The 26,061-nt window shown below is 69.0% G+C and carries 26 protein-coding genes and 2 pseudogenes; 14 read left to right on the top strand and 14 right to left on the bottom strand.

Annotated elements, in window-relative coordinates; translation table 11 throughout:
- Positions 1–41: 41 nt before the first annotated feature.
- On the bottom strand, positions 42–1,739 hold the full coding sequence (locus QR64_RS17005; RefSeq protein ID WP_006550600.1) for a fumarate hydratase: 1,698 nt from the start codon (positions 1,737–1,739) through the stop codon (positions 42–44).
- Positions 1,740–2,020: 281 nt separating this feature from the next.
- Between QR64_RS17005 and QR64_RS17000 the strand changes: the two genes are divergently transcribed.
- Positions 2,021–2,770 (top strand): CPBP family intramembrane glutamic endopeptidase, encoded by a 750-nt coding sequence (locus QR64_RS17000; RefSeq protein ID WP_228045102.1) that lies wholly within the window; start codon positions 2,021–2,023, stop codon positions 2,768–2,770.
- Positions 2,770–3,294 (top strand): 2'-5' RNA ligase family protein, encoded by a 525-nt coding sequence (locus tag QR64_RS16995; protein WP_039586329.1) that lies wholly within the window; start codon positions 2,770–2,772, stop codon positions 3,292–3,294. Before QR64_RS17000 ends, QR64_RS16995 begins: the two co-directional genes overlap by 1 nt.
- A gap of 7 nt (positions 3,295–3,301) precedes the next feature.
- Here QR64_RS16995 and QR64_RS16990 read toward each other — a convergent pair whose 3' ends face one another.
- Together QR64_RS16990 and QR64_RS16985 are read right to left on the bottom strand one after the other, a co-directional pair.
- Positions 3,302–3,517, bottom strand: a complete 216-nt coding sequence (locus QR64_RS16990) for a hypothetical protein (protein ID WP_026061451.1) — start codon at positions 3,515–3,517, stop codon at positions 3,302–3,304.
- An 85-nt stretch (positions 3,518–3,602) separates the two neighbouring features.
- Entirely contained in the window at positions 3,603–4,382 is a 780-nt protein-coding gene (locus tag QR64_RS16985; protein WP_006550596.1) for a helix-turn-helix domain-containing protein, read from the bottom strand.
- 87 nt (positions 4,383–4,469) lie between these two features.
- Between QR64_RS16985 and QR64_RS16980 the strand changes: the two genes are divergently transcribed.
- Positions 4,470–4,811 carry a DUF1330 domain-containing protein gene (locus tag QR64_RS16980; protein WP_006550595.1) on the top strand — a complete coding sequence of 114 codons (342 nt, stop codon included), beginning with the start codon at positions 4,470–4,472 and terminating at the stop codon, positions 4,809–4,811.
- A 1-nt stretch (position 4,812) separates the two neighbouring features.
- On the opposite strand, the gene mug is transcribed toward QR64_RS16980, so the two are convergent.
- The 3 genes and pseudogenes from mug to QR64_RS16970 all read right to left on the bottom strand — a co-directional run.
- Entirely contained in the window at positions 4,813–5,379 is a 567-nt protein-coding gene (gene mug, locus QR64_RS16975; RefSeq protein ID WP_006550594.1) for a G/U mismatch-specific DNA glycosylase, read from the bottom strand.
- A gap of 25 nt (positions 5,380–5,404) precedes the next feature.
- Positions 5,405–5,589: pseudogene (locus tag QR64_RS28115) on the bottom strand (carotenoid oxygenase family protein); the annotation flags it as partial.
- A gap of 1 nt (position 5,590) precedes the next feature.
- A pseudogene (locus QR64_RS16970) lies at positions 5,591–6,786 on the bottom strand (carotenoid oxygenase family protein); the annotation flags it as partial.
- Positions 6,787–6,969: 183 nt separating this feature from the next.
- Between QR64_RS16970 and QR64_RS16965 the strand changes: the two are divergent.
- Both QR64_RS16965 and QR64_RS16960 read left to right on the top strand, forming a co-directional pair.
- The gene (locus QR64_RS16965; RefSeq protein WP_019288036.1) at positions 6,970–7,908 is read left to right on the top strand and encodes a winged helix-turn-helix domain-containing protein; all 939 of its coding nucleotides are present in this window, start codon (positions 6,970–6,972) and stop codon (positions 7,906–7,908) included.
- Positions 7,909–8,034: 126 nt separating this feature from the next.
- Positions 8,035–8,793 carry a DUF1906 domain-containing protein gene (locus QR64_RS16960; RefSeq protein WP_024103415.1) on the top strand — a complete coding sequence of 253 codons (759 nt, stop codon included), beginning with the start codon at positions 8,035–8,037 and terminating at the stop codon, positions 8,791–8,793.
- Here QR64_RS16960 and QR64_RS16955 read toward each other — a convergent pair.
- The 3 genes from QR64_RS16955 to QR64_RS16945 form a co-directional block, all read right to left on the bottom strand.
- Positions 8,790–10,232 (bottom strand): MFS transporter, encoded by a 1,443-nt coding sequence (locus QR64_RS16955; RefSeq protein ID WP_039586326.1) that lies wholly within the window; start codon positions 10,230–10,232, stop codon positions 8,790–8,792. The genes QR64_RS16960 and QR64_RS16955 overlap by 4 nt on opposite strands.
- A gap of 158 nt (positions 10,233–10,390) precedes the next feature.
- Entirely contained in the window at positions 10,391–10,774 is a 384-nt protein-coding gene (locus tag QR64_RS16950) for a hypothetical protein (RefSeq protein WP_019288039.1), read from the bottom strand.
- Positions 10,775–10,844: 70 nt separating this feature from the next.
- Positions 10,845–11,687, bottom strand: a complete 843-nt coding sequence (locus QR64_RS16945; RefSeq protein ID WP_019288040.1) for a hypothetical protein — start codon at positions 11,685–11,687, stop codon at positions 10,845–10,847.
- 378 nt (positions 11,688–12,065) lie between these two features.
- On the opposite strand from QR64_RS16945, the gene QR64_RS16940 reads away from it, so the two are divergent.
- A complete protein-coding gene (locus QR64_RS16940; protein WP_033097288.1) occupies positions 12,066–13,319 on the top strand; it encodes a mannosyltransferase in 1,254 nt (417 codons plus the stop codon).
- On the opposite strand, the gene QR64_RS16935 is transcribed toward QR64_RS16940, so the two are convergent.
- A complete protein-coding gene (locus QR64_RS16935; protein ID WP_006550586.1) occupies positions 13,255–13,551 on the bottom strand; it encodes a 4a-hydroxytetrahydrobiopterin dehydratase in 297 nt (98 codons plus the stop codon). The genes QR64_RS16940 and QR64_RS16935 overlap by 65 nt on opposite strands.
- A 25-nt stretch (positions 13,552–13,576) precedes the next feature.
- On the opposite strand from QR64_RS16935, the gene QR64_RS16930 reads away from it, so the two are divergent.
- Positions 13,577–13,999 (top strand): (deoxy)nucleoside triphosphate pyrophosphohydrolase, encoded by a 423-nt coding sequence (locus QR64_RS16930; RefSeq protein WP_024103420.1) that lies wholly within the window; start codon positions 13,577–13,579, stop codon positions 13,997–13,999.
- Positions 14,000–14,023: 24 nt separating this feature from the next.
- Here the strand turns inward: QR64_RS16930 and QR64_RS27195 are convergent, their stop codons facing one another.
- Positions 14,024–14,200, bottom strand: a complete 177-nt coding sequence (locus QR64_RS27195; RefSeq protein ID WP_006550584.1) for a hypothetical protein — start codon at positions 14,198–14,200, stop codon at positions 14,024–14,026.
- Positions 14,201–14,560: 360 nt separating this feature from the next.
- On the opposite strand from QR64_RS27195, the gene typA reads away from it, so the two are divergent.
- The 5 genes from typA to QR64_RS16910 all read left to right on the top strand — a co-directional run bounded on the left by typA (position 14,561) and on the right by QR64_RS16910 (position 20,225).
- Entirely contained in the window at positions 14,561–16,447 is a 1,887-nt protein-coding gene (gene typA / locus QR64_RS16925) for a translational GTPase TypA (protein ID WP_006550583.1), read from the top strand.
- A gap of 79 nt (positions 16,448–16,526) precedes the next feature.
- On the top strand, positions 16,527–18,560 hold the full coding sequence (locus tag QR64_RS16920; protein ID WP_200886516.1) for an ABC transporter family substrate-binding protein: 2,034 nt from the start codon (positions 16,527–16,529) through the stop codon (positions 18,558–18,560).
- Positions 18,539–19,462: an N-acetyl-1-D-myo-inositol-2-amino-2-deoxy-alpha-D-glucopyranoside deacetylase gene (mshB, locus tag QR64_RS16915; RefSeq protein ID WP_052040055.1), complete on the top strand. Its 924-nt coding sequence runs from the start codon at positions 18,539–18,541 to the stop codon at positions 19,460–19,462. Before QR64_RS16920 ends, mshB begins: the two co-directional genes overlap by 22 nt.
- An 86-nt stretch (positions 19,463–19,548) precedes the next feature.
- Complete coding sequence (locus QR64_RS27190; RefSeq protein ID WP_006550580.1) at positions 19,549–19,707, top strand: hypothetical protein; 159 nt, start codon at positions 19,549–19,551, stop codon at positions 19,705–19,707.
- 77 nt (positions 19,708–19,784) lie between these two features.
- Positions 19,785–20,225: a hypothetical protein gene (locus QR64_RS16910; protein WP_006550579.1), complete on the top strand. Its 441-nt coding sequence runs from the start codon at positions 19,785–19,787 to the stop codon at positions 20,223–20,225.
- On the opposite strand, the gene QR64_RS16905 is transcribed toward QR64_RS16910, so the two are convergent.
- Genes QR64_RS16905 through QR64_RS16895 form a run of 3 tightly spaced genes read right to left on the bottom strand, consistent with a single transcriptional unit; the run spans position 20,182 to position 22,996 of the window.
- On the bottom strand, positions 20,182–20,940 hold the full coding sequence (locus QR64_RS16905) for a uracil-DNA glycosylase (RefSeq protein ID WP_019288045.1): 759 nt from the start codon (positions 20,938–20,940) through the stop codon (positions 20,182–20,184). The genes QR64_RS16910 and QR64_RS16905 overlap by 44 nt on opposite strands.
- Entirely contained in the window at positions 20,937–22,442 is a 1,506-nt protein-coding gene (locus QR64_RS16900) for a PH domain-containing protein (protein WP_039586322.1), read from the bottom strand. The genes QR64_RS16905 and QR64_RS16900 overlap by 4 nt, the downstream gene beginning before the upstream one ends.
- Positions 22,439–22,996: a PH domain-containing protein gene (locus QR64_RS16895; RefSeq protein WP_006550576.1), complete on the bottom strand. Its 558-nt coding sequence runs from the start codon at positions 22,994–22,996 to the stop codon at positions 22,439–22,441. The genes QR64_RS16900 and QR64_RS16895 overlap by 4 nt, the downstream gene beginning before the upstream one ends.
- 101 nt (positions 22,997–23,097) lie before the next feature.
- Here QR64_RS16895 and QR64_RS16890 point away from each other — a divergent pair, with 101 nt between their 5' ends.
- Together QR64_RS16890 and QR64_RS16885 are read left to right on the top strand one after the other, a co-directional pair.
- Entirely contained in the window at positions 23,098–23,295 is a 198-nt protein-coding gene (locus QR64_RS16890) for a hypothetical protein (protein ID WP_006550575.1), read from the top strand.
- An 81-nt stretch (positions 23,296–23,376) separates the two neighbouring features.
- Complete coding sequence (locus tag QR64_RS16885) at positions 23,377–25,938, top strand: bifunctional FO biosynthesis protein CofGH (protein ID WP_373922193.1); 2,562 nt, start codon at positions 23,377–23,379, stop codon at positions 25,936–25,938.
- Positions 25,939–26,061: the final 123 nt, after the last annotated feature.

Raw genomic sequence — 26,061 nt, 5'->3', positions numbered from 1 at the left:
TGCCGGGCCGTTCGGGATAGTGCGTCTACAGCGAGTCGGGTCTACAGACCGGGTCGCTTGCCGACCGTGAGCGTGACCTCGCCGGTGTGCGCGAAGAAGTCGTTGCCCTTGTCGTCGACGACGATGAATGCGGGGAAGTCCTCGACCTCGATCTTCCAGACCGCTTCCATGCCGAGCTCTTCGTACTCGACGACCTCGACGTTCTTGATGCAGTCGAGCGCCAGGCGCGCGGCCGGGCCGCCGATGGAGCCGAGGTAGAAGCCGCCGTACGTGTGGCATGCGTCGGTGACCTGCTTGGAGCGATTGCCCTTCGCGAGCATCACCATCGAGCCACCGGCGGCCTGGAACTGGTCGACGTAGGAGTCCATACGACCGGCCGTCGTCGGGCCGAACGAACCCGACGCCAGACCCTCGGGGGTCTTCGCCGGACCGGCGTAGTAGACCGGGTGATCCTTCAGGTACTGCGGCATCTCCTCACCACGGTCGAGGCGCTCCTTGATCTTCGCGTGCGCGATGTCGCGCGCGACGACCAGCGGACCGGTGAGCGACAGGCGCGTCTTGACCGGGTGCTTGGACAGCTCGGCGAGGATCTCCGGCATCGGCCGGGTGAGGTCGATCTTGACCGCGGCACCCTTGCCGGTGCCCGAGACGCCCGACGTCTCGGAGTCGAGCTGGCTGTCGGTGATCTCGGGCAGGAACTGACCGGGGTTGAACTCGAGCTGCTCGAGGAAGACACCCTCGGGCGTGATCTTGGCCTTGGCCTGGCGGTCGGCCGAGCAGGAGACGGCGATCGCGACGGGCAGCGACGCGCCGTGGCGCGGCAGGCGGACGACGCGGACGTCGTGGCAGAAGTACTTGCCACCGAACTGCGCGCCGATGCCGATCTTCTGGGTGAGCTCGAAGACCTTCTTCTCGAGTTCGAGATCGCGGAAGCCGCGGCCGGTGATGGCACCCTCGGTGGGCAGCTCGTCGAGGTAGTGCGCCGAGGCGTACTTGGCCGTCTTGAGCGCGAACTCGGCGGAGGTGCCGCCGACAACGATCGCGAGGTGGTAGGGCGGGCACGCCGCGGTGCCGAGCGACCGGATCTTGGCCTCGAGGAACTGCATCATCGAGTCCGGGTTCAGGATGGCCTTCGTCTCCTGGTACAGGTACGACTTGTTGGCCGATCCGCCGCCCTTGGCCATGAACAGGAACTTGTAGGCGTTCTCGTGGCCCTTCGCGGTGTCCGCGTACAGCTCGATCTGCGCCGGCAGGTTGTTGCCCGTGTTCTTCTCGTCCCACATCGTCAGCGGGGCGTTCTGCGAGTACCGCAGGTTCAACTTCGTGTACGCGTCGTACACACCGCGCGCGATGGACTCCTCGTCGTCACCCGGGGTGAGCACCTGCTGGCCGCGCTTGCCCATGACGATGGCGGTGCCGGTGTCCTGGCACATGGGCAGCACGCCGCCGGCGGCAATGTTTGCGTTCTTCAGGAGGTCGAGCGCAACGAACTTGTCGTTGTTCGACGCCTCGGGGTCCTCGAGGATGCTCGCCAGCTGCTTCAGGTGATCCGTGCGCAGGTAATGGGAGATGTCGTGCAGCGCGGTCTCGGTGAGCAGGCGCAGGGCCTCGGGTTCCACCTTCAGGAAGGTGCGGCCGTCGGGTCCTTCGACGGTGGACACCCCCTCGGTGGTCAGCAACCGATACTCGGTGGGGTCTTCCCCGATCGGCAGCAGGTCCTCGTAGAGGAAGTCGGCCATTGTTTCTCCTGGAAGAGGGCTGGTGATCGCCGCACACGTTAGCGGCGCCGGCGCAAGGCCTTGACAACGGGGCATGTGACGGACTCGACCTGCAAACTCGATGTGACCTGCGTCTCGCGACTTTCGGCGGCGTGTTTATGTCGCCGACGACCGGAAATCCCGGAAGGAAGTCGAGGCCGGAGTGTTCGCCGTCACGGCGGCCGGCAGGCCCCGATCCGTACACTTGACCGGATGTTCGAGAGTTTCCGGAGGGATCGCACGTGACCGTAGAAATCGAACGGTTGCCCTCGCCCGAGACCGGACGCCTGCCGTCGCTGGCCTGGCTTTCCCGTTTCCACGCCTGGATCGATCTCGCCGTCGTGATCGCGGTGCTCGTCACCACCAACCTGATCGCCCACTTCACCACGGCGTGGGCGTCGATCGCGACCGTGCCGATCGCAGCATGCGTGCTGGTCGCGATGATGCGTCGACGCGGCATGCGCTGGTCGGAACTCGGCCTCTCACCCCGGCACTGGAAGAAGGGGACGCTCTACTCGGTAGCAGCCGTGGCCCTCGTCCTGGCGGTGGTGGCGATCGGCATCGCCCTGCCGTTCACCAGGCAGTTCTTCCTCTCCGAGCGCTACGCCACGATCTCCGGTGCCCTCGTCGCCTCGATGATCATCATCCCGCTCCAGACCGTCATCCCCGAGGAACTCGCCTTCCGCGGGGTGCTCCACGGAACCCTCGAGCGAGTGTGGGGCGCACGCGGGGTCTTCGCCGCGGGATCCCTGCTGTTCGGGCTGTGGCACGTCGCCTCGTCGTTCGGTCTCACGGCGGGTAACGCCGGCCTCAGCGCCTTCCTCGGTGCCGGGCTGCTCGCGCAGATCGCCGGCATCGTCGGCGCGGTGATCGCGACCGCCGCCGCGGGCTTCGTCTTCACGTGGCTGCGTCGTCGCAGCGGCAGCATCCTCGCGCCCATCGCCCTGCACTGGTCGCTCAACGGCGCCGGTGCCCTCGCCGCCGCGCTCGTCTGGCACGCCACACTCAACTGATGGCGCTGGCGGTCTGTCTCCTGTTCGACACCGAGACCGACCGCGCGATCCGGCGCCTGTGGGGCCGGCTCGAGGAGAGCGGCATCCCGACCCTGCTCACCCACACGCACCGCAAGCACGTGCCGCACCTGTCGTACGCGGTACTGCGGACCTACGACCGGGCCGCCGTCGTCTCGGCCCTCGAGGGCGTGCCCGACGGGGGACCGGTCCCGGTCTACATCGACACGCTCGGACTGTTCCGGCGCGGCCGGGCGTCGCTCGTGCCCGCCCCCTCGTCCGAACTCGTGCAGCGACAGGACCGCGTCGTGCGGGTCGTGGAGACGACGGGAGCGGACCTGCACCGCTACTACGTCCCGGGACGCTGGACCCCGCACTGTTCGCTGAGTCCCCGAACCCGGCGTGAGGAACTCGATCGTCTGGGCGCGGTCGTCTACGACGTGCTGCCCATCGAAGCGACACTCGATCGCGCGGTGCTGATCGACACCGCCACCGGCGAGCACACGCCGCTACGGATGATCCCGTGAGGGAAACTCACTCCTCGGGGTTCTCCACCCACGGTCCGTACGGGGGTGGGCCCTCGCTCTGGATCTGCAGGCCGAAGTGCGGACAGTGCTTCCACACGTAGCCGTGCAGGACGTGTTCTTCCGACGTCGCGGTGTTCATCAGTACGAGGTCGCCGCTGGGGCGGTGTTCGAGGGCGAAGCCGGACTCCCGCTGATCGAGAACCCACCATTTCGCAGTGCTCATGTCGGTGTCCTCCGCATGATCCGCTCGGCAGACGCGCACCTCCCACGTTAGCGCGGAAACCGTTCGTGATCGGCCGATTCGGCGATCACGATCCGTTCAGGACCCGGGCCGTCGCCTCGTCGGCGGGATAGAACGCCTCGATCGCCAGTTCCGACACCGTCACGTCGAGCGGGGTCCCGAAGAGGGTGGTCGTGCTGAAGAACGACAACTCGCCGGCCTCGGTCCGCAACCGCATCGGCACGACCAGCGAATGCGGTTCGATCTCCTCCACCGGATCGTCGCAGGGATAACCGGCGAGTTCGTCGTACAGGCGCAGCAGGACAGGGTCGGCGGTCGCACCGATCTGGTGTTGCAGCCGGGCGAGCAGATGACCGCGCCACTGCCCGAGATCGACGATGCGCGGCGCCAGTCCCCGCGGGTGCAGAGTCAGTCGCAGCACGTTGATCGGCGGTTCCAGCAGTTCCGGAGCGCACCCCTCGACGAACACCCCGACGGCGTCGTTGGAATCGACCATCGTCCAGTGCCGGTCGACGACGAGTGCGGGAAAGGGGTGGTGCGACGACAGGATTCGCGTGATCGCGTCGGAGATCGCCGCCATCGGCATATCGCCGAGGTGATGCTCGGGGTAGACAGGCGCATGTCCCGCCGCGACCAGAATGGTGTTGCGTTCGCGCAGCGGGATGTCCAGCCGGTCGCTCAGCTTCAGCACGGTCGCGCGTGACGGGCGGGACCGGCCGGTCTCGACGAAGCTGAGATGCCGCGACGAGATGCCGGCGGTATGGGCCAGGGTGAGCTGGCTCAGGCCGCGGCGCTCGCGCCATGCCCGCAGCAGGGCGCCGGCGTGGGGAGTGTCGACCGTGGTCATGCACCCGACAGTAGAGCCGGCGGGGAACGGTCACCATTACTTCCGGGGTAATCGATTCCGTGCACGACGCGGCGCAGGGTGGTCCCCATGAACGCATACGCAGTGGCTCATCTCCGCAACGTCGACCTCAACGACGACATCGTCCGGTACATCGAGACCATCGACGACACCCTCGCCCCGTACGACGGACGCTTCCTCGTCCACGGCGTCGACCCCGAAGGGATGGAAGGACCCTTCGAGGGGAACCTCGTGATCATCGAATTCCCCGACGTCGACCGTGCCCGGTCCTGGTACGAATCCCCGGAGTACCAGGCGATCCTCCCGCTGCGCACCGAGAACTCCGAGGGATGGGCGGTCGTCGTGCAGGGCACACCGCCCGGCTACCGCGCCACCCACTTCCTCGACAAGGTGTTCGGCGCTCAGCGGTAGTTCAGGACAGGATGCCGGCCGCCCGGGCCGATTCGGCGTAGGCCCGCGCCAGCGACTCCACCGTCTCGTGGGCGTTCAACCCGCTCGGATTGGGCACCACCCACAACGGGACGTCACCGATCGTGTCGTCCTGCCGCCCGGCCTTCGCCTTGCGCCGGCCGAAGGCCGCGCGGTAGGCGGTGATGCCCGCGACCGCCACGGCGCGAGGGCGGAACTCCGCCACCACGTGCGCCAGATGGCGTCCGCCCTCACGCAGTTCCTCGTCGGTGAGCTCGTCGGCGCGGGCCGTCGCACGCGGCGCCAGGTTCGTGATGCCGACACCCCGCTCGAGCAGGTGATCGCGGTCGGCGTCGCTCATACCGGACGACGCGTCGATCGGCCGGTCGACGATGCCGGCACGGAACAGGGCGGGGTAGAAGCGATTTCCGGGCCGCGCGAAGTGGGCTCCCGTCGCGGCGGTCCACAATCCCGGATTGATGCCGACGAACAACAGGCGGCAACCGGGCGCGACGAGATCGGGGATCACCGCATCGCGGAAGGACTCGAGTTCGGCTCGCGTGAAACCCATCCACCCAAACTAGCCGGAGCGACGCTCAGTCCGGCGGGAGCCAGGCTCCGTGCAAGCCGGCCGGGACACGGATCGGCAGACGGACCCGCGCGATCGGGCCCGATGCCGGGTCGGATGCGGGGAAGATCAGGAACCAGCTCGACATGTCCTCGCGGTCGGTGGCGATGGTGCCCCAGTGGTCCGCCGCGTCTCCCGGCATCAGGATCGGCTNGGAGCGAGACTGTCGTGCGTCCACACCGACTCCGTACCCGCCTGTACGTCGAACCAGCACAACGAATCGGCCGATCCAGGAGGTAGGTTCGAGGATCCGCTCTTGCCGATCGTCGCTACGACGCGGTGACCGAGGGTTGTGGACCGGTCGTCTATGCGCGGGAACTCCATGTCGCGCTCGCACAGGACGGTCCGCGTGATCCCGTTCCGTCCGATCACCGCACGGCTCAGGGTGGACCGGTTCGGTTCGCTCTGCCGAGTCAATCCGCCGGGATAACACCATTCGACGTAGTCGAGCGCGACGTCGCCGTCGGGCAGGTCGAAGGCGTTGGCGGTGTGCCACATCCAGAACGTGTCGGTCGAGAACCACCGCACCGCGCCGCTGTCGCGGGGGACGAGCGCGACACGCGTTCCGAGATCCGGCTTCCAGTCGAGCGGCGACCCGCCGGAGAAGATCTGCGAGAGATCGAACACGAGCGGGGCCAGGACCAGAACGACATAGGTCGGCGTCAGTGCCATGTCGTGGATCATCAACGGCCGGTCCATGCCGTCGATCGGGGTGGGCGCGCGCGTCACCGTCCCGTCCGGCGCGACCACCGACCAGGTCAGATACGGCGGGTCGAGCATGTAGCAGAAGGCGACCATCTCGCCGGTGTGCGGATCGATCTTCGGGTGCGCCGTCAGCCCGACCGGCAGGGTTCCGTCGAAGGTCTCGCGTCCGAGCGTCTCGAGGTCGGAACCCAAGGTGTACGGTGGCGCCGCTTCGGCCATCGCCATGAGCCGCCCGCCGTGCCGGACGATGTTGATGTCCGGCAGCTCGCGCATGGTGTTCGCCAGGTCGGGCCCGACCTCCTCCTCGGGAGGGAAGTACGGATCGGTGATGCCGGCCCACAGCGCGCGACCGGCCTTCTCCTCCGCGACGACCTGCGGGGTCCGCACGAACCTGTTCGTGTAGCGCGCGGTGCCCCCGGCGATCTGCACGCGGTGGACCATGCCGTCGCCGTCGATCGGGTAGACGTAGTGACCGATCGGGTCGAAGCGCGGATTGGGTCCGTTGCGGAGATAGCTTCCGTGCAGATCTGCGGGCAGTTCCCCGTGGACCTCCAGCTCGCGGACGTCCACTTCCTCGCGTTGAGGCGCGAACAGGCCACTGAGATGCGGATGGTGTGCCAGGTCGACAGGCGCCGGACGTTGCATGACGACTCGCTTCGGTGGAGGCGATTCTTCTGTGGGGCAATCGTAGGACCAGGAAGGGCGATCGGTTCGTGATTCGGCGCGCCCGATCCCACACCCACGGACGGGGACCGTGCATCGGATAGGGTTGTTGCCTACGTGCAGGACTGATAGTGCGGCCGCACGGCCGCGACGTTAGGGGAAGGTGTGCAGCGCCGGAACGCGATCGGAAACTCCGTCCGGAACACCGGAGGTGACGAGGCCACGTTGCCGCCGTACACGGATCTTCTCTGGCCGACCGTGCAGGCGGTGATCGAACTCGGCGGATCCGGTGTCATCGAGGAGATCGATTCCGCCGTGATCTCCCGGACGGGACTGTCCGAGGCCGCACAGGCGGTACTCCACGGTGACGGCCCCGGAACGGAGATCGAATACCGGCTGGCCTGGGCCCGGACTTACCTCAAGGGCATGGGTCTGCTGTCGAATACCCGCCGCGGTGTGTGGAGCGTGACCGACCGTGGCCGCGCCGTGCGCGAGTCGGAGATCAAGCCCATGCAGGTCGCGTACACGGCCGAGAAGCGTCGCAAGCGCATGGTGCGGAACGTCTCGCAGGGTGCCCAGGTCGTGCCGCTCGCAGCCGCCCCCGAGGATCCCGAACTGTGGCGCGAACCCGTCCTCGGTGCCGTCGCCGACCTGTCGGAGGACGGTTTCGAACGGCTCGCCACCGCGGTACTGCGCGCGGCCGGATTCACCACCCTGACGATTCCGGCCCCGGGCGGATCCCACGCTCCCGAGGGCACCGGTCACGTCGAGGGCGCCGGTGTCCTGCGCGTATCGCTGCTGAGCTTCTCGGTGTTCTTCCGTTTCCTGCGGGCACCGGAGAAGGCGGGTGCCGACGTGGTCCGCGAGTTCCGCGCCGCGATGGTCGGGCGGGGCGAGAAGGGTCTGCTCGTCGCCACCGGATCGTTCACCGAGGACGCGCGCGCCGAAGCCCACCGGCACGGCGCCCCGCCGATCGATCTCGTCGACGGCGACGGGTTGTGCGATCTGCTCAAGGAGCACGGTCTCGGTGTCCGTTCCACGGTGCGGACGGTCGAGGACGTCTCCCTGGTGCCGGCCTTCTTCGCCGAACTGTCCGGCCGCTGACCTCGTAGCGCCGTTGCGGATATCGCCTGCCGCGACCTGTCGAATTCTCGGTGTGGCCGGTGGGACGCCTGTGATTGTGATGCAATACGGCGGACGTACAGACGGCAATACGAAGGACAGGTTGCGATGAGCCTTTCGCGGCGGGACATGTTGCGGTACGCGACGCTCGGATCGGGCGTCGCGTTGATCTCTGCGCTCGGCGCACCGGGTCTGGCTCAGGGACGCCCGGTGCTCGGGACCATCATCGACTACTCGGCCGCCGTACCGTCGCCGTCGTCGATCCGCGCCGCCGGCCATATCGGCGCCATCCGGTACGTGTCCGATGCACGACCCGATGCCGCCTGGATGCGCGCCAAGCCGCTCACCGGACGGGAAGCGGATGCGCTGCTCGACAGCGGACTCGAAGTGGTCTCGTGCTACCAGTACGGCAAGGCCGCGACCGCCGACTGGCTCGGTGGTTACGAGGCGGGGCTGAAGCACGCCCGGCGCGGCCTCGACCTCCACTACGCGGCCGGTGGCCCGGAGAACCGGCCGATCTACGCCTCGATCGACGACAACCCGACCTTCGAGCAGTTCACGCTCCAGGTCGTGCCGTACCTGCTGGGCTGGCAGGAAGTGGTCGGCGCTGGAAATCTCGGTGTGTATGCCAACTCGCCGACGATCGACTGGGCGTCGGCGGTCTCCCTCGGGTCCTTCTACTGGCAGCACGACTGGGGCACGCCCAAGGGCTACGTGCATCCGCGGGCGAACCTGCACCAGATTCCGGGCGAGGTCCGGATCGACGGCATCGGCGTCGACATCAACCACGTGCTCACGCCCGACTACGGCCAGTGGTCGCTCGCCGGCAGCGCACCGAGTTCCGACCCAGGACTGCCGGGCAGTTAGCGATCCGGTCGGGTGTCGTCGACGGGTCGCACGGAGCGGCCCGGCGGCGGGATGAGGACCGTGAAGACCAGCGCCACCACCGCCGCGCCCGTCGCCACCAGGAAGCTGGCGCGGAACCCTTCGAGGGCGGGCACCACGGAGTCGCCGATGCGCTGGGTCATCGCCGCCAGCATCACGCCCACCACCGCTGCGGCGCTCGTCGTGCCGATGGACCGCATCAGGGTGTTGAGGCTGTTGGCCGCGGCGGACTCGCGTAGCGGCACGGCACCCATGATGAGTGCGGGCATCGCGGCGTAGGCGAGGCCTATGCCGGCGCCGATGAGCATCGACGCGCCGACGATGTGCCAGACCTCCTGGTACAGCACGTACGCCATCAGGTATCCGAGGCCTACGAGCACCGTGCCGCAACCGAGGGTCACGCGCGCGCCGAACCGCGTCGTGATGCGCGCCGAGACGGGGGACAGCGCCATCATGACGAGCCCCGCGGGGGCGAGCGCGATACCGGCGGTGACCATCGTCTGCCCGAAGCCGTAGCCGGTCTCCGTCGGTGCCATCAGCAGCTGCGGGAACGCCAGGATGTTCGAGTACATCGAGAAGCCGATCGCGACCGACGCGAGATTCGTCATGAGGATCGGTCGGCGGGCCGACAATCGAAGGTCCACGAGAGGTCGCGGTACCCGCAGCTCGTACAGGCCCCAACCGACGAACACCACGACTGCCCCCGCGAGCATCCCGAGCGTGGCCGGGGCGGTCCATCCCCAGTCGTTGCCCTTGGTGACGGGCAGGAGCAACAACACGAGGGCGACGGAGAGCAGCAGCGCCCCGGCGATGTCGAAACGTCCCGGATTGCGTTGCGACGATTCGGGCACGACGAACAGGATCGCGGTGATACCGATGAGCCCGAGGACCAGCGACGCGACGAACAGCATGTGCCAGTCGGTCGCCTGGGCGACGAAGGCCGCGGCCGGTAACCCGATCGCACCGCCCACACCCATCGTGGCGCTGATGGTGGCCATGGCGCCCGGGAGTCGTCGGGAGGGCAGCTCGTCGCGCAGGATCGCGATCCCGAGCGGAATGGCGCCCATCGCGGCGCCCTGCAGCGCCCGCCCGACCACGAGCGGGACGAGGGTCGCCGCGAGCGCGCAGACCGCCGAACCGAGCACCATCAGCGAGAGCGAGGTCAGCAGCATCCGGCGTTTGCCGAACATGTCGCCGAGGCGACCGCTGATCGGGGTGACCACCGCGCCGGCGAGCAGAGTCGCCGTCACGGCCCAGGACGTGTCCTCGGGAGTCGCGCCGACGAGCACCGGCAGTCGGGGGAGGATCGGGACGATCAGGGTCTGCATGAGCGCGACGCTGATACCGACGGTCGCGAGGACCGGCACGATGCCGCGCGGGGCAGGAACCTCCCTGGTGGAGAGCGGTGTCTCTACGGCCATGCGGCTCCTCGGTCCGGGGCCGGGGTGACGCGGCCTACGACGACAATTTGTGCGCAATACGAACGACGCTGCCATCGTTGTCTAACACGGCAGGGCCGTCGATCCCTAGTACCCTCACCCCGTCCGGTCCTGCGTGGCCGTTCGACCGGCGTCCGGTGTCAGGACTGACAATGCTTGTCGGGCTCGGATTCGTCGACGGTGATCGAGAGCGGCGGATGCTCGTCGGGGGCGGCATGATCGCCGCGCCACGCCAGCAGCGACCAGCGCGACAGCCCGGACAACGCCGAACCGAGACTCGCGAACGACAGTGAGGACAACGCCGAACCGAACGACCCGACGGAGCCGATGGACAGGACCGACCCGCAGCTACCGATCGACAGGATCGAGTACGAGGAACCGATCGACAGGATCGACCGCTCCGAGGCGATCGACAGGATCGAGCGGTGAGAGAGGAGCGAGCGCCGGGAGTTCACGGATGCGGCGCCGGCCAGGTGCCGCAGACGACTCTGCTTCGACGGGATGCGCGCCGCGGTGAAGGCCATGCTCCGGTCTATCACGCCCGGCGGAAGGCCGCCGAGAGAAACTCCCGGCGGCCTTCCGTGAGTACGTGAATCAGGGAACGGCGACGAGACCCACGGTGGGCAGGAAGGTGCACGAACGCGGATCGGCGCCCTCGTCCTGCGTGGTGATTCCACCGGAGATCACGGCAAGGACCTGACCCGAACCGGTGTCGGCGATCGCGCTCAGCGTGGTCGGGCCGTCGGGGTTGATCTTCGCGTCGTTGGTGAGCGGTTGCGTGCCCGTGCGTCCGTTGGAGACGTTGACCCAGCTCAGGGTGAGCGGCTGTTGCTGTTCGCCGGCGGCGGGTGCGGTGCCCAGCGCGGTGAAGACGAAGCCGGTCTGGCCTGCGCCCGGTCCGGGAGGGGGAAGGTGCGACGGACCCGCGACCGCGAGGGCGGTGCCCACGGAGTCCTGGCTGTCGCCGATGCAGCCCTTGCCGATAGTCGGGTAGAGGAACTGCGAGATCACCACGGCGCCGGGCTCGGGGATCTCGGGTCCGCCGCCGCCGCTGCCATCGAGGAAGGTGATGACGCGCTGGAGCGTGCTCTTCACCGATTCGGGGAGCTCGGAGTTCGCGAGCAGTTCCTTGGCCTGCGCCAGCAGGTCGTTCTTGCCGTCGGCCGCGTCGGCGACATCGGCGGGGCCCGCGGCCGCACCGATGATCGCGGGCGCGAGGGAAGCCAGGGCCTCGGCCTCTTCGGGGTTCGCCCGGACCCCGGCGAGCAGGTCGGTCAACGACTCTACGGAAAGATCAGCGGGAATCTCGAACTGGGGCAGTTCGATGAGCCCTGCCAGGTCCGGCAGTACGGGTGGCGCCGGTTGCGCGACGGCCTGCGTAGGCACGGCCAATCCCGCGGTGGCGGCGAGTGCGCACAGCGTGAGCGCCCGTCGCATTCCTCGAGTACGAAGCACTGTTCCCCATCCTTGTCGTTGAAGCATCCGGTTGTTCGGGACGAACGACCGGATGCTGACGGCTCGAGGAGACACTCTATGGACCCCCCGCACACGGGACAAGCCTGCCGTTTCGGAACGGCGCGCCCATCGCTGGTTCGGGATTCTAACCACGGGGTGTTCCGTCCCTCGGATCCTGTCGAACATAACGCGTTCGACCTGAGAAGATTGTGACTGTAGATGAAATCGTTACGGGAGTGAACTCCGGTTCGTTTGCATGCCTATCGGAACGGTAATCTCCTTCGCCGGGTCCGGTTCACCGGACGGACGTTCGACGGGAGAGGCCGCACCGCAGTGCCACGAGGGTTTCCTTCGCACCGGATGTGGTGGTGCGCGGCGTTACTGGCGCTGTCCGTCGTCGTCCGGATCGCCTGGGGATTCATCACTCCCAACGGCATGAACCTCGTCGACCTGCACGTCTACGTCGACGGATCGGCCGCTCTGCTGCAGGGCGACCTCTACGGGTTCACCTATTCGGAGGACACCCCCGACTTCCCCCTGCCGTTCACCTATCCGCCCTTCGCCGCGCTCGTCTTCCTGCCCCTGCACCTGATCCCGTTCGGAATCCTGGGCGTGGCCTGGCAGCTGCTGACGGTCGCGGCGCTGTTCGCCGTCGTGTGGATCTCGCTCGAACTCGTCGTGGACGCGCGGGCACGGAGCCGGTCGTGGGTCGGTGTCGCGATGCTGTGGACGGCTGCGGGCATATGGACCGAGCCGGTACGCACGACCCTCGACTACGGCCAGATCAACGTCTTTCTCGTCCTCGGCGTGATGCTCGCGGCCCGCAGTTCCCGGTGGTGGCTGTCGGGTGGGCTCGTCGGCGTGCTCGCCGGGATCAAGCTCACGCCTGCCATCACCGGCCTGTACTTCCTCGCGCAGCGACGCTGGCGCGAGGCGGTGTTCTCCGCGGTCGTCTTCGTGGGGACCGTCCTGGTGAGCCTGCTCGTGCTCGGCTCCCAAGCCGCCACCTATTTCGGGTCCCTCTTCGGCGACGCGGATCGGATCGGGCCGGTCGTGTCGGTGTGGAACCAGTCGCTGCGCGGAGCGCTGGGTCGTCTCGCGGGTGAGGACGTCGGACTCGGGCCGGTGTGGCTGGTCGGCGTCGTGGTCTGCGCGGTCCTCGCGTTCGCGGCGTGGCGGTCGCTGGAACCGCTGCCCGACGGAACGCGCGACCGTCTCGGCACGCTGCTGATCGTGCAGCTGTTCGGTCTGCTCGTCTCGCCCATCTCGTGGGTCCACCACTGGGTGTGGGTGGTCCCTTTGCTGCTGTGGCTTCTCTACGGACCCTTGGCGCGGTCGCTCGGAGCCCGCATCGTCGCCGCGTGCTGGGCCGCGGTCACGCTGATCGGCGTTCCGTGGGTACTGAGTACGGCGCAGAACTCGATCTGGGATGTCGAACGTCCCGCTCCGCTCGCCTGGCTCGGCGCCGTCAACGTGGTCGGTGTCCTCGCCGTCTACGTCGTCGTGATCCTCGCGGCCCGGGGACGTGAGGGGCAGGACGAACGGGTGACTACAGACCCGAGCGCCGTGCCTCCTCGTCGATCCGACGCGCAAGAGCCGGATCCGACTCCGTGATGCCACCGGCGGAATGCGTGCTCAACGCGAAGGTCACCTTCCGCCACCTGATGTCGATGTCCGGATGGTGATTCGCCTCCTCGGCGACGACGGCCACCCGGTCGACGAGTGCGATCGCGTCGGGGAAGGTGGGCGCCTCGATGGTGCGGACCAGCGACTGTCCCGCGCGGTGCCAGTGCGGCAACTCGGCCAGCGCGGCGTCGATCTCTCCGTCCGTCAGCAGCTGGGACATGACTCATTCTGGGACGATGCACGTCATGTCTGCAAGCACATCGTCCGCGAGTACACCGGCGCCCGACGGGCACGTCGTGGCCGGCGCCGTCATCCGGGACGGACGCGTGCTGCTCGCCCAGCGCACGCGGCCCGTCGACCTCGCGGGCCTGTGGGAGTTGCCCGGAGGCAAGGCGGAACCGGGGGAGAGCGTGGAGGCGGCGCTCGTGCGGGAGCTGAGGGAAGAACTCGGTGTCGAGGTGCGCGGTGCGGAGCGACTGGGGGTCGCGGTGCCGTTGGCCGGAGGTCGCGAGTTGTGTGCCTACAGGGTCGAACTCGTCTCGGGTGATCCCGAGCCGCTGGACCACGCGGCGTTGCGGTGGGTCGACGCGGACGAACTCGGGGAGGTCGATCTCGTCCCGGCCGATCGTGCGTGGATTCCCGATCTACGCGAACATCTGCGGCGCTGAGGTCATACGGCGCATGCCTGGTGGTCAGGCGGCGCGGGCCTTGTCGAGATACTTGCGCAGTTCCTTCTTGCTGAGCCCGTCGTTCTCGACCTTCTTCATGCGCATGACGACGACGGGGCATTTGAGGCACCGCGTCTTCTTGCGGCAGCACTTCTTCTTCGGCTTCAGGCCTGCGACCTTGCTCGCCTTCACCTTCCCCATACGTCCCGCCTGCCTTCCACGGTCCTGCGCGCGGCGAATCACCGGCGGGCGAAGGTTAGCATCCCCTTACTCACGGACCCAGGGGTGCATGTGGTGCCGGATTCGGCGGTTACGTCTCCTGGGGGAGTGTCGAGCGTCACCCCGATCGTCGCCGACCTGCGGGTATCTGATGAGGTAGAAGCGGCGACCGACGAACGGCCTGTAAAGTGTATTGACGGCCGCAGTGCCTGCACGCCGAGAATCGGACGGGGCAGGTAGCTCGCAATCTCGCGTCGCGGCCATCGAGACGAACGCCGTACGGGCGAGGTGCCGACCGGGTCCAGTGCCGTGTGGCCGGACTACAGCCAGGAGAGCTATCGCGTGAGCACCGCTGATTTTCGGAACGTCGCCATCGTGGCGCACGTCGACCATGGAAAGACCACTCTCGTCGACGCCATGTTGCGCCAGTCGGGCGCGTTCGCCGAACGTGCGGAACTCGTCGACCGGGTCATGGACTCGGGCGACCTCGAGCGCGAGAAGGGCATCACCATTCTCGCGAAGAACACCGCGGTGCACCGTCACCACCCGGACGGCACCGTCACTGTCATCAACGTCATCGACACCCCCGGCCACGCCGACTTCGGCGGTGAGGTCGAGCGCGGCCTGTCCATGGTCGACGGCGTCGTCCTGCTGGTCGACTCCTCCGAGGGCCCGCTGCCGCAGACCCGCTTCGTGCTCCGCAAGGCGCTCGCCGCGTCGCTGCCGGTGATCCTCGTGGTCAACAAGACCGACCGCCCGGACGCCCGCATCGCCGAGGTCGTCGAGGAGAGCCAGACCCTGCTGCTCGACCTCGCGTCCGACCTCGACGACGAGGCCGCCGAAGCCGCCGAGCTCGCCCTCGAGCTGCCCGTCCTCTACGCCTCCGGTCGTGAGGGCAAGGCCTCGAAGAAGCAGCCCGAGAACGGCCAGGTCCCCGACGCCGAGAACCTCGACGAGCTCTTCGAGGTCCTCATGGAGTGCATCCCCGCACCCAAGGGTGATCCGTCGGCGCCGCTGCAGGCACACGTCACCAACCTCGACGCCTCCGAGTTCCTCGGTCGTCTCGCGCTGCTGCGCATCCACCAGGGTGAGCTGCGCAAGGGCCAGACCGTCGCGTGGATGCACGCCGACGGCGTCAAGAACGTCAAGATCACCGAGCTGCTCAAGACCGTCGGTGTCGAGCGGCAGCCGGGCGAGGTCGCGGTCGCCGGCGATATCGTCGCCGTGGCCGGCATCCCGGAGATCATGATCGGCGACACGCTCGCCGATCCGGAGAACCCGGTGGCGCTGCCGCGCATCACCGTCGACGAGCCGGCCATCTCGATGGTCATCGGCACCAACACCTCGCCGCTCGTCGGCCGGGTCAAGGGCCACAAGCTCACCGCTCGCATGGTGAAGACGCGGCTCGACTCCGAGCTCGTCGGCAACGTCTCGCTGCGCGTCCTCGACATCGGACGCCCCGACGCGTGGGAGGTGCAGGGCCGAGGCGAACTCGCCCTCGCCATTCTCGTCGAGCAGATGCGCCGTGAAGGCTTCGAGCTGACCGTCGGCAAGCCGCAGGTGGTCACCCGCACCATCGACGGCAAGCTCCACGAGCCCTACGAGGAGCTGACCATCGACAGCCCCGAGGAGCACCTCGGCGCCATCACCCAGCTGCTCGCGAACCGCAAGGGCAAGATGGTCCAGATGACCAACCAGGGCACCGGCTGGGTTCGTATGGAGTTCATCATCCCGTCGCGTGGTCTGATCGGTTTCCGTACCGACTTCCTCACGGAGACCCGCGGCACCGGCATTTCCAACGCCATCTTCCACGGTTACGCGCCGTGGGCCGGCGAGATCCGCGCCCGCCACACGGGTTCGCTCGTCTCCGACCGTGCAGGCTCGGTCACCCCGTTCGCGATGATCCAGCTCGCCGACCGCGGCACCTTCTTCGTCGAACCGGGCAGCGACACCTACGAGGGCCACGTCGTGGGCATCAACCCGCGCGCCGAGGACCTCGACATCAACGTCACCCGCGAGAAGAAGCTCACCAACATGCGCTCTTCGACCGCCGACGTGATGGAGACCCTCGCCAAGCCGATCGAGCTGACCCTCGAGGCAGCGCTCGAGTTCTGTGCTGCGGACGAGTGCGTCGAGGTCACGCCGGAGGACGTGCGCGTGCGCAAGCTGCACCTCTCGCAGACCGACCGTGCGCGTGCGCGGTCGCGGGAGAAGGCCCGTAACAAGTAGTCCAGGTGTGGGGTGGCCCCGGCGAGCGCATGCTGGCCGGGGCCACCCACGTACCACCTGCCTCACGGAAGGAGCCCGAGTGTCGCGTACGCGCGCTCGTCGCCGACTGATCGGGGCGACGGCCGGCCTGGCCGTGGCTGCGCTGGTCCTCACCGGTTGCACCGCCGACCCGCCGCCGCCCATCGAGCAGACGGAGCCGACCACGACCCCGGCTCCCGCTCCGAAGCGCAGCACGGTGGTGGTCGCGATCGACGAGGTCGGTTCGGGCTTCAACCCCCACCTGCTCGCAGACCAGTCGCCCGTCGCGAACGCCGTTGCCGAACTCGTGCTCCCGAGTGCCTTCCGGGCCGTGCCCGATCCGGAGAATCCCGCTGCAGCACTGTGGGTTCCGGACGACTCGCTGCTGCTGTCCGCGGAGGTCACCGACGAGGCGCCGTTCACCATCACCTACCGCCTGCGCGACGAGGCCCAGTGGTCGGACGGAGCGCCGATCGTTGCCGAGGACTTCCGGTATCTGTGGCGGCAGATGATCACCCAGCCCGGCGTCGTCGATCCTGCCGGCTACCGCCTCATCGACGACATCCGATCGTCGGGCGGAGGCAAGATTGTCACCGTCACCCTGCGCGAGCCGTATCCGGCCTGGCGCGAACTGTTCACGAATCTCTTGCCCGCCCACCTGGTCAAGGACACTCCGGGTGGCTTTTCCACCGGCCTGTCCGAGACGATTCCCGTGTCCGGAGCGCGATTCCACGTCGACAACGTCGATCGGGGGCGCGCCGAGGTGCTGCTCGAACGCAACGACCGGTTCTGGGGCACCCCGGCCGGACCCGACGAACTGATCATGCGCCGCGCCGGCACCGACGCCCAGGTGACCGAATCGGTGCGCAGCGACGACGCCCAAGTGGTCCAGAGCGCGGGCGGTGTCGCTCTCGAGGCGCAGCTCGCCGCCGTGCCGGGTGTGCGGACCGGCGTCCAGCTCCAGCCGCGCACCCTCGATCTGACCCTCAACACGCGCACCGCCGAACTCGCCGACCCGGTCGTCCGGCGAGGCATGCTCGACCTGCTCGACCCCGAGCTGCTCGGACTTGTCGCCACGGCCAACAGCACCGGGGTCGTGCGGGCGCGGGCCCAGGTGCTCGCGCCGTCCGATCCGGGATACACCGACACGATGCCGGCGCGTCTGTCCCGGGAGCAGGCCCTCGGACGTCTCGCCGAGGCCGGATATCTACCCGTCCCGCCTGCCGTGCCCCCGGTGCCGACGGACCCCGACGCACCCGGCCCCGAAGCGCCGGAGGCCGCTGCACCGGAGACGGGGGCATCCGAGACGGCGGCATCCGAGACGGCGGCATCCGAGACGGCGGCGCCGACGAGCGCGACTCCCGGACCGAGAACCCCCGACGGGCCGGCCCTGCCCGAGGGCACCCTGGCCCGGGCCGGCGTGCCGTTGACGCTGGTCGTGGGCGTGCCGGAGGGTGACGAGACCGCCCGCGCCGTCGCACGCACCGCCGTCGACCTGTGGCGTGGCGCCGGGATCGACGCATCGGTCGACGAACTTCCCCCCGACAAGCTGTACGGCGAAGCCCTCGTCGAGGGCACCGTGCACGCGGTCGTCGGCTGGATGCGTGCCGGTGGAGACCTTGCCACCGCCGCGCTGTCCCGATTCGGATGCGTCCCGGTGGCCGCAGCACCCACCGTGGCGGGGGAGGACCTGTCGACCGTGCCCGAGTCCGACCTCCCGGCGCAGCCCGACGCCCCCGGGACGGCGGAGGCGGCACAGTCGTCGGACCCCGCGACCACCACGCTCGACGAGGACGACGTCGAGGAACGTGAGGATGCGCTCGCAGCGCAGCTCGAGGCTCCGAGCAACCTCTCGGGTGCGTGCGATCCCGGTCTCGAACCCGATCTGCTCGCTGCACTGAACGGCACCACCGACCCGGCGAAGGTCGTCGCCGACGCGCAGGCCAGGCTGTGGGATCTCGCGGTGAATCTGCCGATCCTGCAGGACCGGGCCGTTGTCGCCGCCGGTCCGGGCGTCGAGAACGTCTCGCTGACAGCCGCCGTCGCCACCGGTATTCTCGGCGACGCCCATCTGTGGGGAAGGACCACACCGTGACCGATGCTCCGGGAGCTCTCCCCGACGTTGCGGATCGACGACTTCTGCTCGTCCACGCCCATCCCGACGACGAAACCCTCACCACCGGCGGCACCATCGCCCGGTACGTCGCCGAGGGCGCCGAGGTCACCGTCGTGACCTGCACGCTCGGTGAGGAGGGCGAAGTGATCGGCGACGAGTGGGCCCAGCTCACCGCCGACCGCGCCGATCAGCTCGGCGGATACCGCATCCTCGAACTCACCCGGGCGCTCGACGCGCTCGGCGTCGAGCGACCGCGTTTTCTCGGCGGTGCCGGGCACTGGCGCGACTCCGGGATGGCGGGCACCCCGTCCGCCGACAATCCTCGCGCCTGGGTCAACGCCGACCGCGACGAGGCGATCGAGGCGCTCGTCGCCGTGATCCGCGAGACGCGTCCGCACGTGGTCGTCACCTACGACCCGTTCGGTGGCTACGGGCATCCCGACCACATCGCGGTGCACGAACGGGTGACCGCGGCCGTCGAAGCGGCCGGCACCGAGGACTATCCGTCCGCCGGGGCGGCGTGGACCCCCGCGAAGGTGTACTGGACCGTCGCCGAACGGTCCGCGCTCGAACGCGGCATCGCCGCCATGGGCACGCTGCCCGACGGCTGGCGCCGACCGGAGGCCGGCGAACTGCCGAGCGTGCCCGACGACGAGGTCACCACCGTCGTCGACGTCCGCTCGGTTCTCGACGCGAAGCGGACCGCGATGACCGCGCACACGACCCAGGTGCTGGTCGCGGAGGACGGCGAGCAGTTCGTGCTCTCCAACCTCGTCGCCCAGCCCGTCTTCGACCAGGAGCACTTCGTGCTCGTGCGCGGGCAGCTCGGCCTGACCGACTCCACGGGACGAGAGGACGACCTCTTCTCCGGCATCGGCTAGTGTGACCCGAGTCATCAACGAGGCTGTGGGTGGTTCGCGTCACCCGGCCTCGCGTACCACGCAGGCACACCGTCAGGGGGTTGTCGATGTACAACTGGTCCGTCCAGAACCAGATCGTCGCGTTCGTGGAGTCGTTGAGGCCGTACGCCGACGAGATCCGGGCCGACTACTGGCACGCTCTGTACTCCTTCGCCGACCAGCAGAGCGCGCTGCTCACCATGCTCGGATACCCGCCGGTTCCCTGACGTCCCGTGCGTGGGTCGCGGATGGTTCCGCGGACCCCGGTTGTGCTCGGGCGCGTCCGGTAGCGCACCATCGAAGCATGACGGTCGATCCAGCAACCGCTGCACCCCTCGCGTCACCGGTGGACGTCCAACCCCGCCGGGGGCTCGTCGCGCTGCTCGTGCTCGACGGTGCGCTGTGCGCCCTGTTGTCGGTCTTCTATCTCGGCGTGTACATCGCCGGAGTGCCCTTCCCGATCACCATCCTGCTGGCCGGCCTCGTCAACCTGCTGCTGGTGATGGCCCTCCGCGCCGAGACCGGATCCCTGCGCAGCGCGACCCTGCCGCTGCTGGCCTGGGCCGTCGTCTTCCTCGTCTGCCTCGTGGGCGGTCCGGGCGGCGACCAGCTCGCGCTCGGCGACTGGCGGACCCTGCTGCTGCCCGTGGCCGCGCTCGCCCCCGCCGGCGGCTACCTGTTCTCGGCCCGCATCAGGGAGATCACCCAGGCAGTGGGAGGGACGCAGCCCGCGCCGCGTCCCTGAGCACCTCGGTCACCATCTCCTTCGTCAACCGGCCGGTGAAGGTGTTCTGCTGGCTGACGTGATAGCAACCGAACAGGTGCAACGGGTGCTCCCGCGCCTCGGTGGCAGCGAGCAGCACATGTGCGCCGTGCCCGAACTTGGGGCGGGGAACCGGAATCGTCCACCCCGCCGCCGACAGGACCGGCAGTAATGCCTGCCACCCGAACCCGCCGAGCACGACGACCGACCTCAGCGTGGGGGAGAGCAGGTCGAGTTCCTGTTCGAGCCAGTGCCGGCAGGTGTCGCGTTCGACGACCGTGGGGCGATTGGCCGGTGGCGCGCAGTGCACCGGCGACGTGATGCGCGTGCCGAACAGTTCGAGGCCGTCGCCGATGTGCGTCGCGGTCGGTTGCGACGCCAGTCCCGCGTCGTACAGGGCCGCGTACAGCACGTCGCCCGACCGGTCGCCCGTGAACATCCGTCCTGTGCGGTTCCCGCCGTGCGCGGCGGGCGCCAGCCCGACGATCAGCAGGGACGCATCGGCCGGGCCGAAGCCCGGGACGGGCCGGCCCCAGTACTCCTCGTCGCGGAAGGCCGCCCGTTTCTCCCGCGCGACCTGCTCACGCCATGCGACCAGCCGCGGACACGCGTGGCAGTCGACGAGCGCGTCGTCGAGCTCGGCCAGCGTCGCCGGGGGAGTGCCGTGCAGGGGGCCTTTGCCGGATGTCGGCTTCATCGGTCGATCCATGCTTCTCCCATACCCGGTGTGACCTCCTGGACAAGCGCCCACGCCTCGTCCACGGGGATGTCGATCACCTCGTAGCGTCCCGCACCCGCCGGCGTCGCCGCGACGACGGTCGCGAGACCGGCACGGCGCTGGAAGAGGGTCTGCCGCACCGTCCAGCCGATCACACCGTCCGCATCGAGACAGATGCGCTGCCGGTCGATCGAACCGCTGCGGGCGACGAGATGTCCGTCGACGACGGCGTGGCCGAGACCCCGGTAGCGGTCCTGCGCCAGCGCGCACGCCCCCGCGACCAGCACCACGACCACCGTGGCGATCACGGCGAACGGCACGTGCCGGTCGGTGACGCTCAGGGCGACGAGCCCGGCGGCGACCACGACGGCCACCGGCCACAGCGTCCGCGTGTAGCGGCGACGCCGGGCACGGGGACCGTGACTGCGCAGCGGAACGTCGAGCGGCAGCCCCCCGGTGAGCACCTCGGCCGCGACCCGCCGGACCTCCCCGTCGGGCGCCGACGGCAGGACCAGTGACGAACCGCCCTGTTGCGCGGTTCTGCCCGTCATGACGGCGTCGAGCCGTGCGGCGCCGACGAGCCGCAGCGCCAGCGGTTCGTGCAGCGCGATCCCGCGCAGCCGCGCCCGGTCGAGGGTGGTGTGACGGGTCGTGAGCAGGCCGTGCGCGATGCGCAGGACCCGTTGGTCGTCGGTCACCCGCAGATCGCCGTAGAGCAGCAGGTACCGCACGCACGCGGCCGGGCTGGCGACGAGCACGACGACCAGCACGAGGATCACGAGCGCGACCACCAGGCCGAGGTCTTCCGCGGTCTCCACCGCGCGGCGGACGACCTGCGATTCGGCGATCGACCGGCCGAGCCCGAACTGGAAGGCGGCACCGGCGACGGCCGCGACGGCGAGCAGTCCCGTCGTGGAGAACGGCGCGTAGCGCACCCAGGCCGGGTCGAATCGCGCCAGCTGACGCTCGGTGACGGCAGCGGTCGAGGTCGTCTCGACCGGCACGTCGTCCTGTTGCCCACCCCTCAGGAGAACGGCACGGAGCTCGGGGACTGCTGCGATCGGAAGGCCGTTGAGTTCGAACCGGTTGCGATCGGCGCCCCCGCTCTGACCCGTGCCGATCTTCACGACCGCGAGGCCCAGCACGCGATGCAGGAGGCGTTGCTCGACGTCCACCGACCGGATGCGGCTGCGGGGGATCGACAACTCGCGTCGTTGCAGCAGGCCGCGGCGGAGTTCGACGTGCTCTGGTCCTACGCGGTAGGTGGTGGTGAACCAGCGCAGCAGACCGACCAGCACGAGCACGCCCGTCGCTGCGAGGCCCCACACGGGATTGCCGCTGGTGGACCCGATGACGAACGAGCCTGCGAGGACGGGCAGCAGGCGCAGGATCTCCTCGATCGGGTGGATCAGCAGCATCCGGCGATCGAGACGCGACCACGGCACCTCCTCGTCCGTCCCGGCCACGAGGGCGTCGTTCATGTCGCGTCCGTCTCCGAGCTCGCCGCGAGTGCGGTCAGGCGAGCGACGGTCTCGTCGGCGACCCGGCTGTCGAGCCCGACGATCTCCACCGCACCCGCCGCCGAGGCGGTGGTGACGGTGACGGTGGTCAGGCCGAGCCACCGGTCGAGCGGTCCACGCTCGGTGTCGACGGTCTGGATCCGGGAGATCGGTGCGATGCGGTGCTCCTGCGTCCACCAACCCGAACGCGTGTAGACCGCGGTCTCGTCCATCTCCCAGCGATGGACGCGGTATCGCCAGACCGGCACCACCGCGACGTGCAGTCCACCGAGGACGACGGTCGCGGCCGCGGCGGCGACGTGCCACCCGGCGCCCACCGGCGTGACGAGCACCCACACGACCTGCGCGACGACCAGCGGCAACCACATCAGCGCTGCACTCACGGCCCACAGCACACGCGCCTTCGGGCTCGGCCGCCACGACGGTTCCCTCATCACCACGCTCGTCGCTGCCGTGTTGTCGGCCGACCCCGCCGGCGAACTCTCGTCGTCCTCCACCCGCACCTCCTGCTCCATCGGGCCCCGTGTCCGGTTCCACGCTAGGCTGGGATCCGTAGAACCCGGCCGGACTCGCCCGATCCGATCTCACGATCGGGCCCTATCAGGAGGAGATCGCAATGACGGAGTCGAATGCGCTCGGCATCGAGATCCAGTCCGACAACGATTCCGAGGCCGACCGGCTCGAGCAGGCCATTCCCGTCTACGACGATCCTGCCGACGACCTGCCTTCGGACGTGCCCCTCGAAGCCGACCCGGCAGACACCTACGAGCAGTCCCGCGAAGTCCCGGCGGACGACGACTACCCGCGCGGATAGACCCCGAAGTGGCATGGGGGTGCTCGTAGGCGCATGATCGGGCCCATGACCGATTCCGCAGACGACACCCCGCAGTCCGCGATGCTCCCGACCCCCACCGTGCGTCCCGGCGCTGCGCACCGATCCACGGCGACTCCCTCGGGAATGCGTCGAGCGTTGCGTCGGGCTCGCGACGGGGTCGCACTGAACGTCGACGAAGCGGCGGTCCTGCTGCAGGCCCGGGGTGCCGATCTCGAGGATCTCTGTGCGTCGGCGGCGCGGGTGCGCGATGCCGGCCTTCTCGCGGAGGGTCGACCCGGCACGGTCACCTATTCGCGCAAGGTCTTCGTCCCCATCACCCGGCTGTGCCGGGACCGATGCCACTACTGCACCTTCGTCACCGTCCCCGGCAAGCTCCGCGCCGAGGGTCACGGCATGTATCTCGAACCCGACGAGATCCTCGAGATCGCCCGTCAGGGAGCCGAACTGGGTTGCAAGGAAGCCTTGTTCACACTCGGCGACCGGCCCGAGGACCGGTGGCCCGAAGCGAAGCAGTGGCTCGACGAGCGCGGCTACGATTCCACCCTCGACTACGTGCGAGCGATGGCGATCCGCGTCCTCGAGGAGACCGGTCTGCTGCCGCACCTCAATCCCGGGGTGATGAGCTGGGCCGAGATCTCGCGGCTGAAGCCGGTCGCCCCGTCGATGGGCATGATGCTCGAGACCACCTCGGAACGGTTGTTCACCGAGAAGGGGCAGTGCCACTACGGCAGCCCCGACAAGGATCCGGCGGTGCGGCTGCGGGTGCTCACCGATGCGGGCCGACTCGCGGTGCCGTTCACCACCGGCATCCTCGTCGGCATCGGTGAGGACTTCACCGAGCGTGCCGAATCGATCCACGCGATCCGTAAGTCGCACAAGGCATTCGGTCATATCCAGGAAGTAATCGTCCAGAACTTCCGCGCCAAGGACGACACCGCGATGCGCGAGCACGACGACGCCGATCTCGACGAGTTCCTCGCCGCGATCGCCGTCGCGCGGCTCGTCCTCGGGCCGGGAATGCGCATCCAGGCCCCGCCGAATCTCGTCTCGCTCGACGAGTGCCGCGCGCTGCTCGGGGCGGGTGTCGACGACTGGGGTGGTGTCTCGCCGTTGACGCCCGATCACGTCAACCCCGAACGGCCCTGGCCGAATCTCGACACCCTGGCGCGCCTGAGCTCCGAGGCCGGCTTCGAGCTCACCGAGCGGATCGCCGCGCAGCCGAAGTACGTGCTCGCCGGGCAGCCGTGGATCGATCCGCGCATCACCGCGCACGTGCACGCCCTCGCCGATCCGGCCACGGGCCTCGCGCGCGAGGTGATCCCGTCCGGACTGCCCTGGCAGGAACCCGACATCGACTGGGAGTCGTCGGGTCGCGTCGATCTGAACTCCGAGATCGACGTGACCGGACGCAACACCGAGCACCGGTCCGATCTCGGGAGCGCTTTCGGCGACTGGGAGACCGTCCGCGAACAGGTGCTCCAGCTGGGCGCCTCAGCACCGGTGCGGCTCGACAGCGACGTGCTCTCGGCGCTGCGCTCCGCCGAACGGGATCCGGGCGGTTGCACCGAAGCGGAGTACATCGCCCTCGCCAACGCCGACGGCGCCGGTCTCGAAGCACTCGTGGCGCTCGCCGACCAGCTGCGCCGCGACACCGTCGGCGACGACGTCACCTATGTCGTCAACCGGAACATCAACTTCACCAACATCTGCTACACCGGCTGCCGGTTCTGCGCCTTCGCGCAGCGCAAGGGCGACGCCGACGCGTTCACCCTCTCGGCGAGCGAGGTCGCCGACCGGGCGTGGGAGGCGCACGTCGCCGGCGCCACCGAGGTGTGCATGCAGGGCGGTATCGATCCGGAACTGCCGGTGACCGGCTACGCCGATCTCGTCCGCGCCGTCAAGGCGCGGGTGCCGTCGATGCACGTCCACGCGTTCTCGCCGATGGAGATCGTCAACGGTGTCGCGCGCAGCGGCACGTCGATCCGGGACTGGCTCACCGAACTGCGTCAGGCCGGGCTCGACACCATCCCGGGCACCGCCGCGGAGATCCTCGACGACGAGGTGCGGTGGGTGCTCACGAAGGGCAAGCTCCCGACCGCCGAGTGGATCGAGGTGGTGACCACCGCGCACGAGGTGGGCCTGCGATCGAGCTCGACGATGATGTACGGGCACGTCGACCAGCCGCACCACTGGGTCGGCCACCTCGAGGTGATCCGCGGGATCCAGGACCGCACGGGCGGATTCACCGAGTTCGTGCTGTTGCCCTTCGTGCACCAGTCGTCGCCGCTGTATCTGGCCGGCGCGTCGCGTCCCGGCCCGACCATGCGCGACAACCGTGCCGCGCACGCCCTCGCCCGGGTCATGCTGCACGGCCGGATCGACAATATCCAGACCAGCTGGGTCAAGCTGGGTGTCGCCGGGACGCAGGCCATGCTCGAGGGCGGGGCGAACGATCTCGGCGGCACGCTCATGGAGGAGACGATCTCGCGCATGGCGGGCTCGCAGCACGGTTCGGAGAAAACCGTCGCCGAACTGGTCGCGATCGCCGAGGGCATCGGGCGGCCGGCGCGCCAACGGACCACCGCGTACACGCCGATCGAGCTCCCGGTCACCGCGGGCTGACCCGCCTCGACGGTCTGCACTCTGAAGTAGGGGACCCTTACTCCGGTGTGTGGCACGGGCACGGGGGATACTGGAGGACCGTGGGCGCCGAGGGTGCCCGCTCGGGCGAGACCGCGCAGGTCG

It is taken from the genome of Rhodococcus sp. Chr-9, from assembly GCF_000801125.1.
Classification (GTDB): Bacteria; Actinomycetota; Actinomycetes; order Mycobacteriales; family Mycobacteriaceae; genus Rhodococcus; species Rhodococcus pyridinivorans.
Note: the sequence above shows the minus strand (reverse complement) of the source record. Positions and strands in the feature narration are given on the sequence as shown.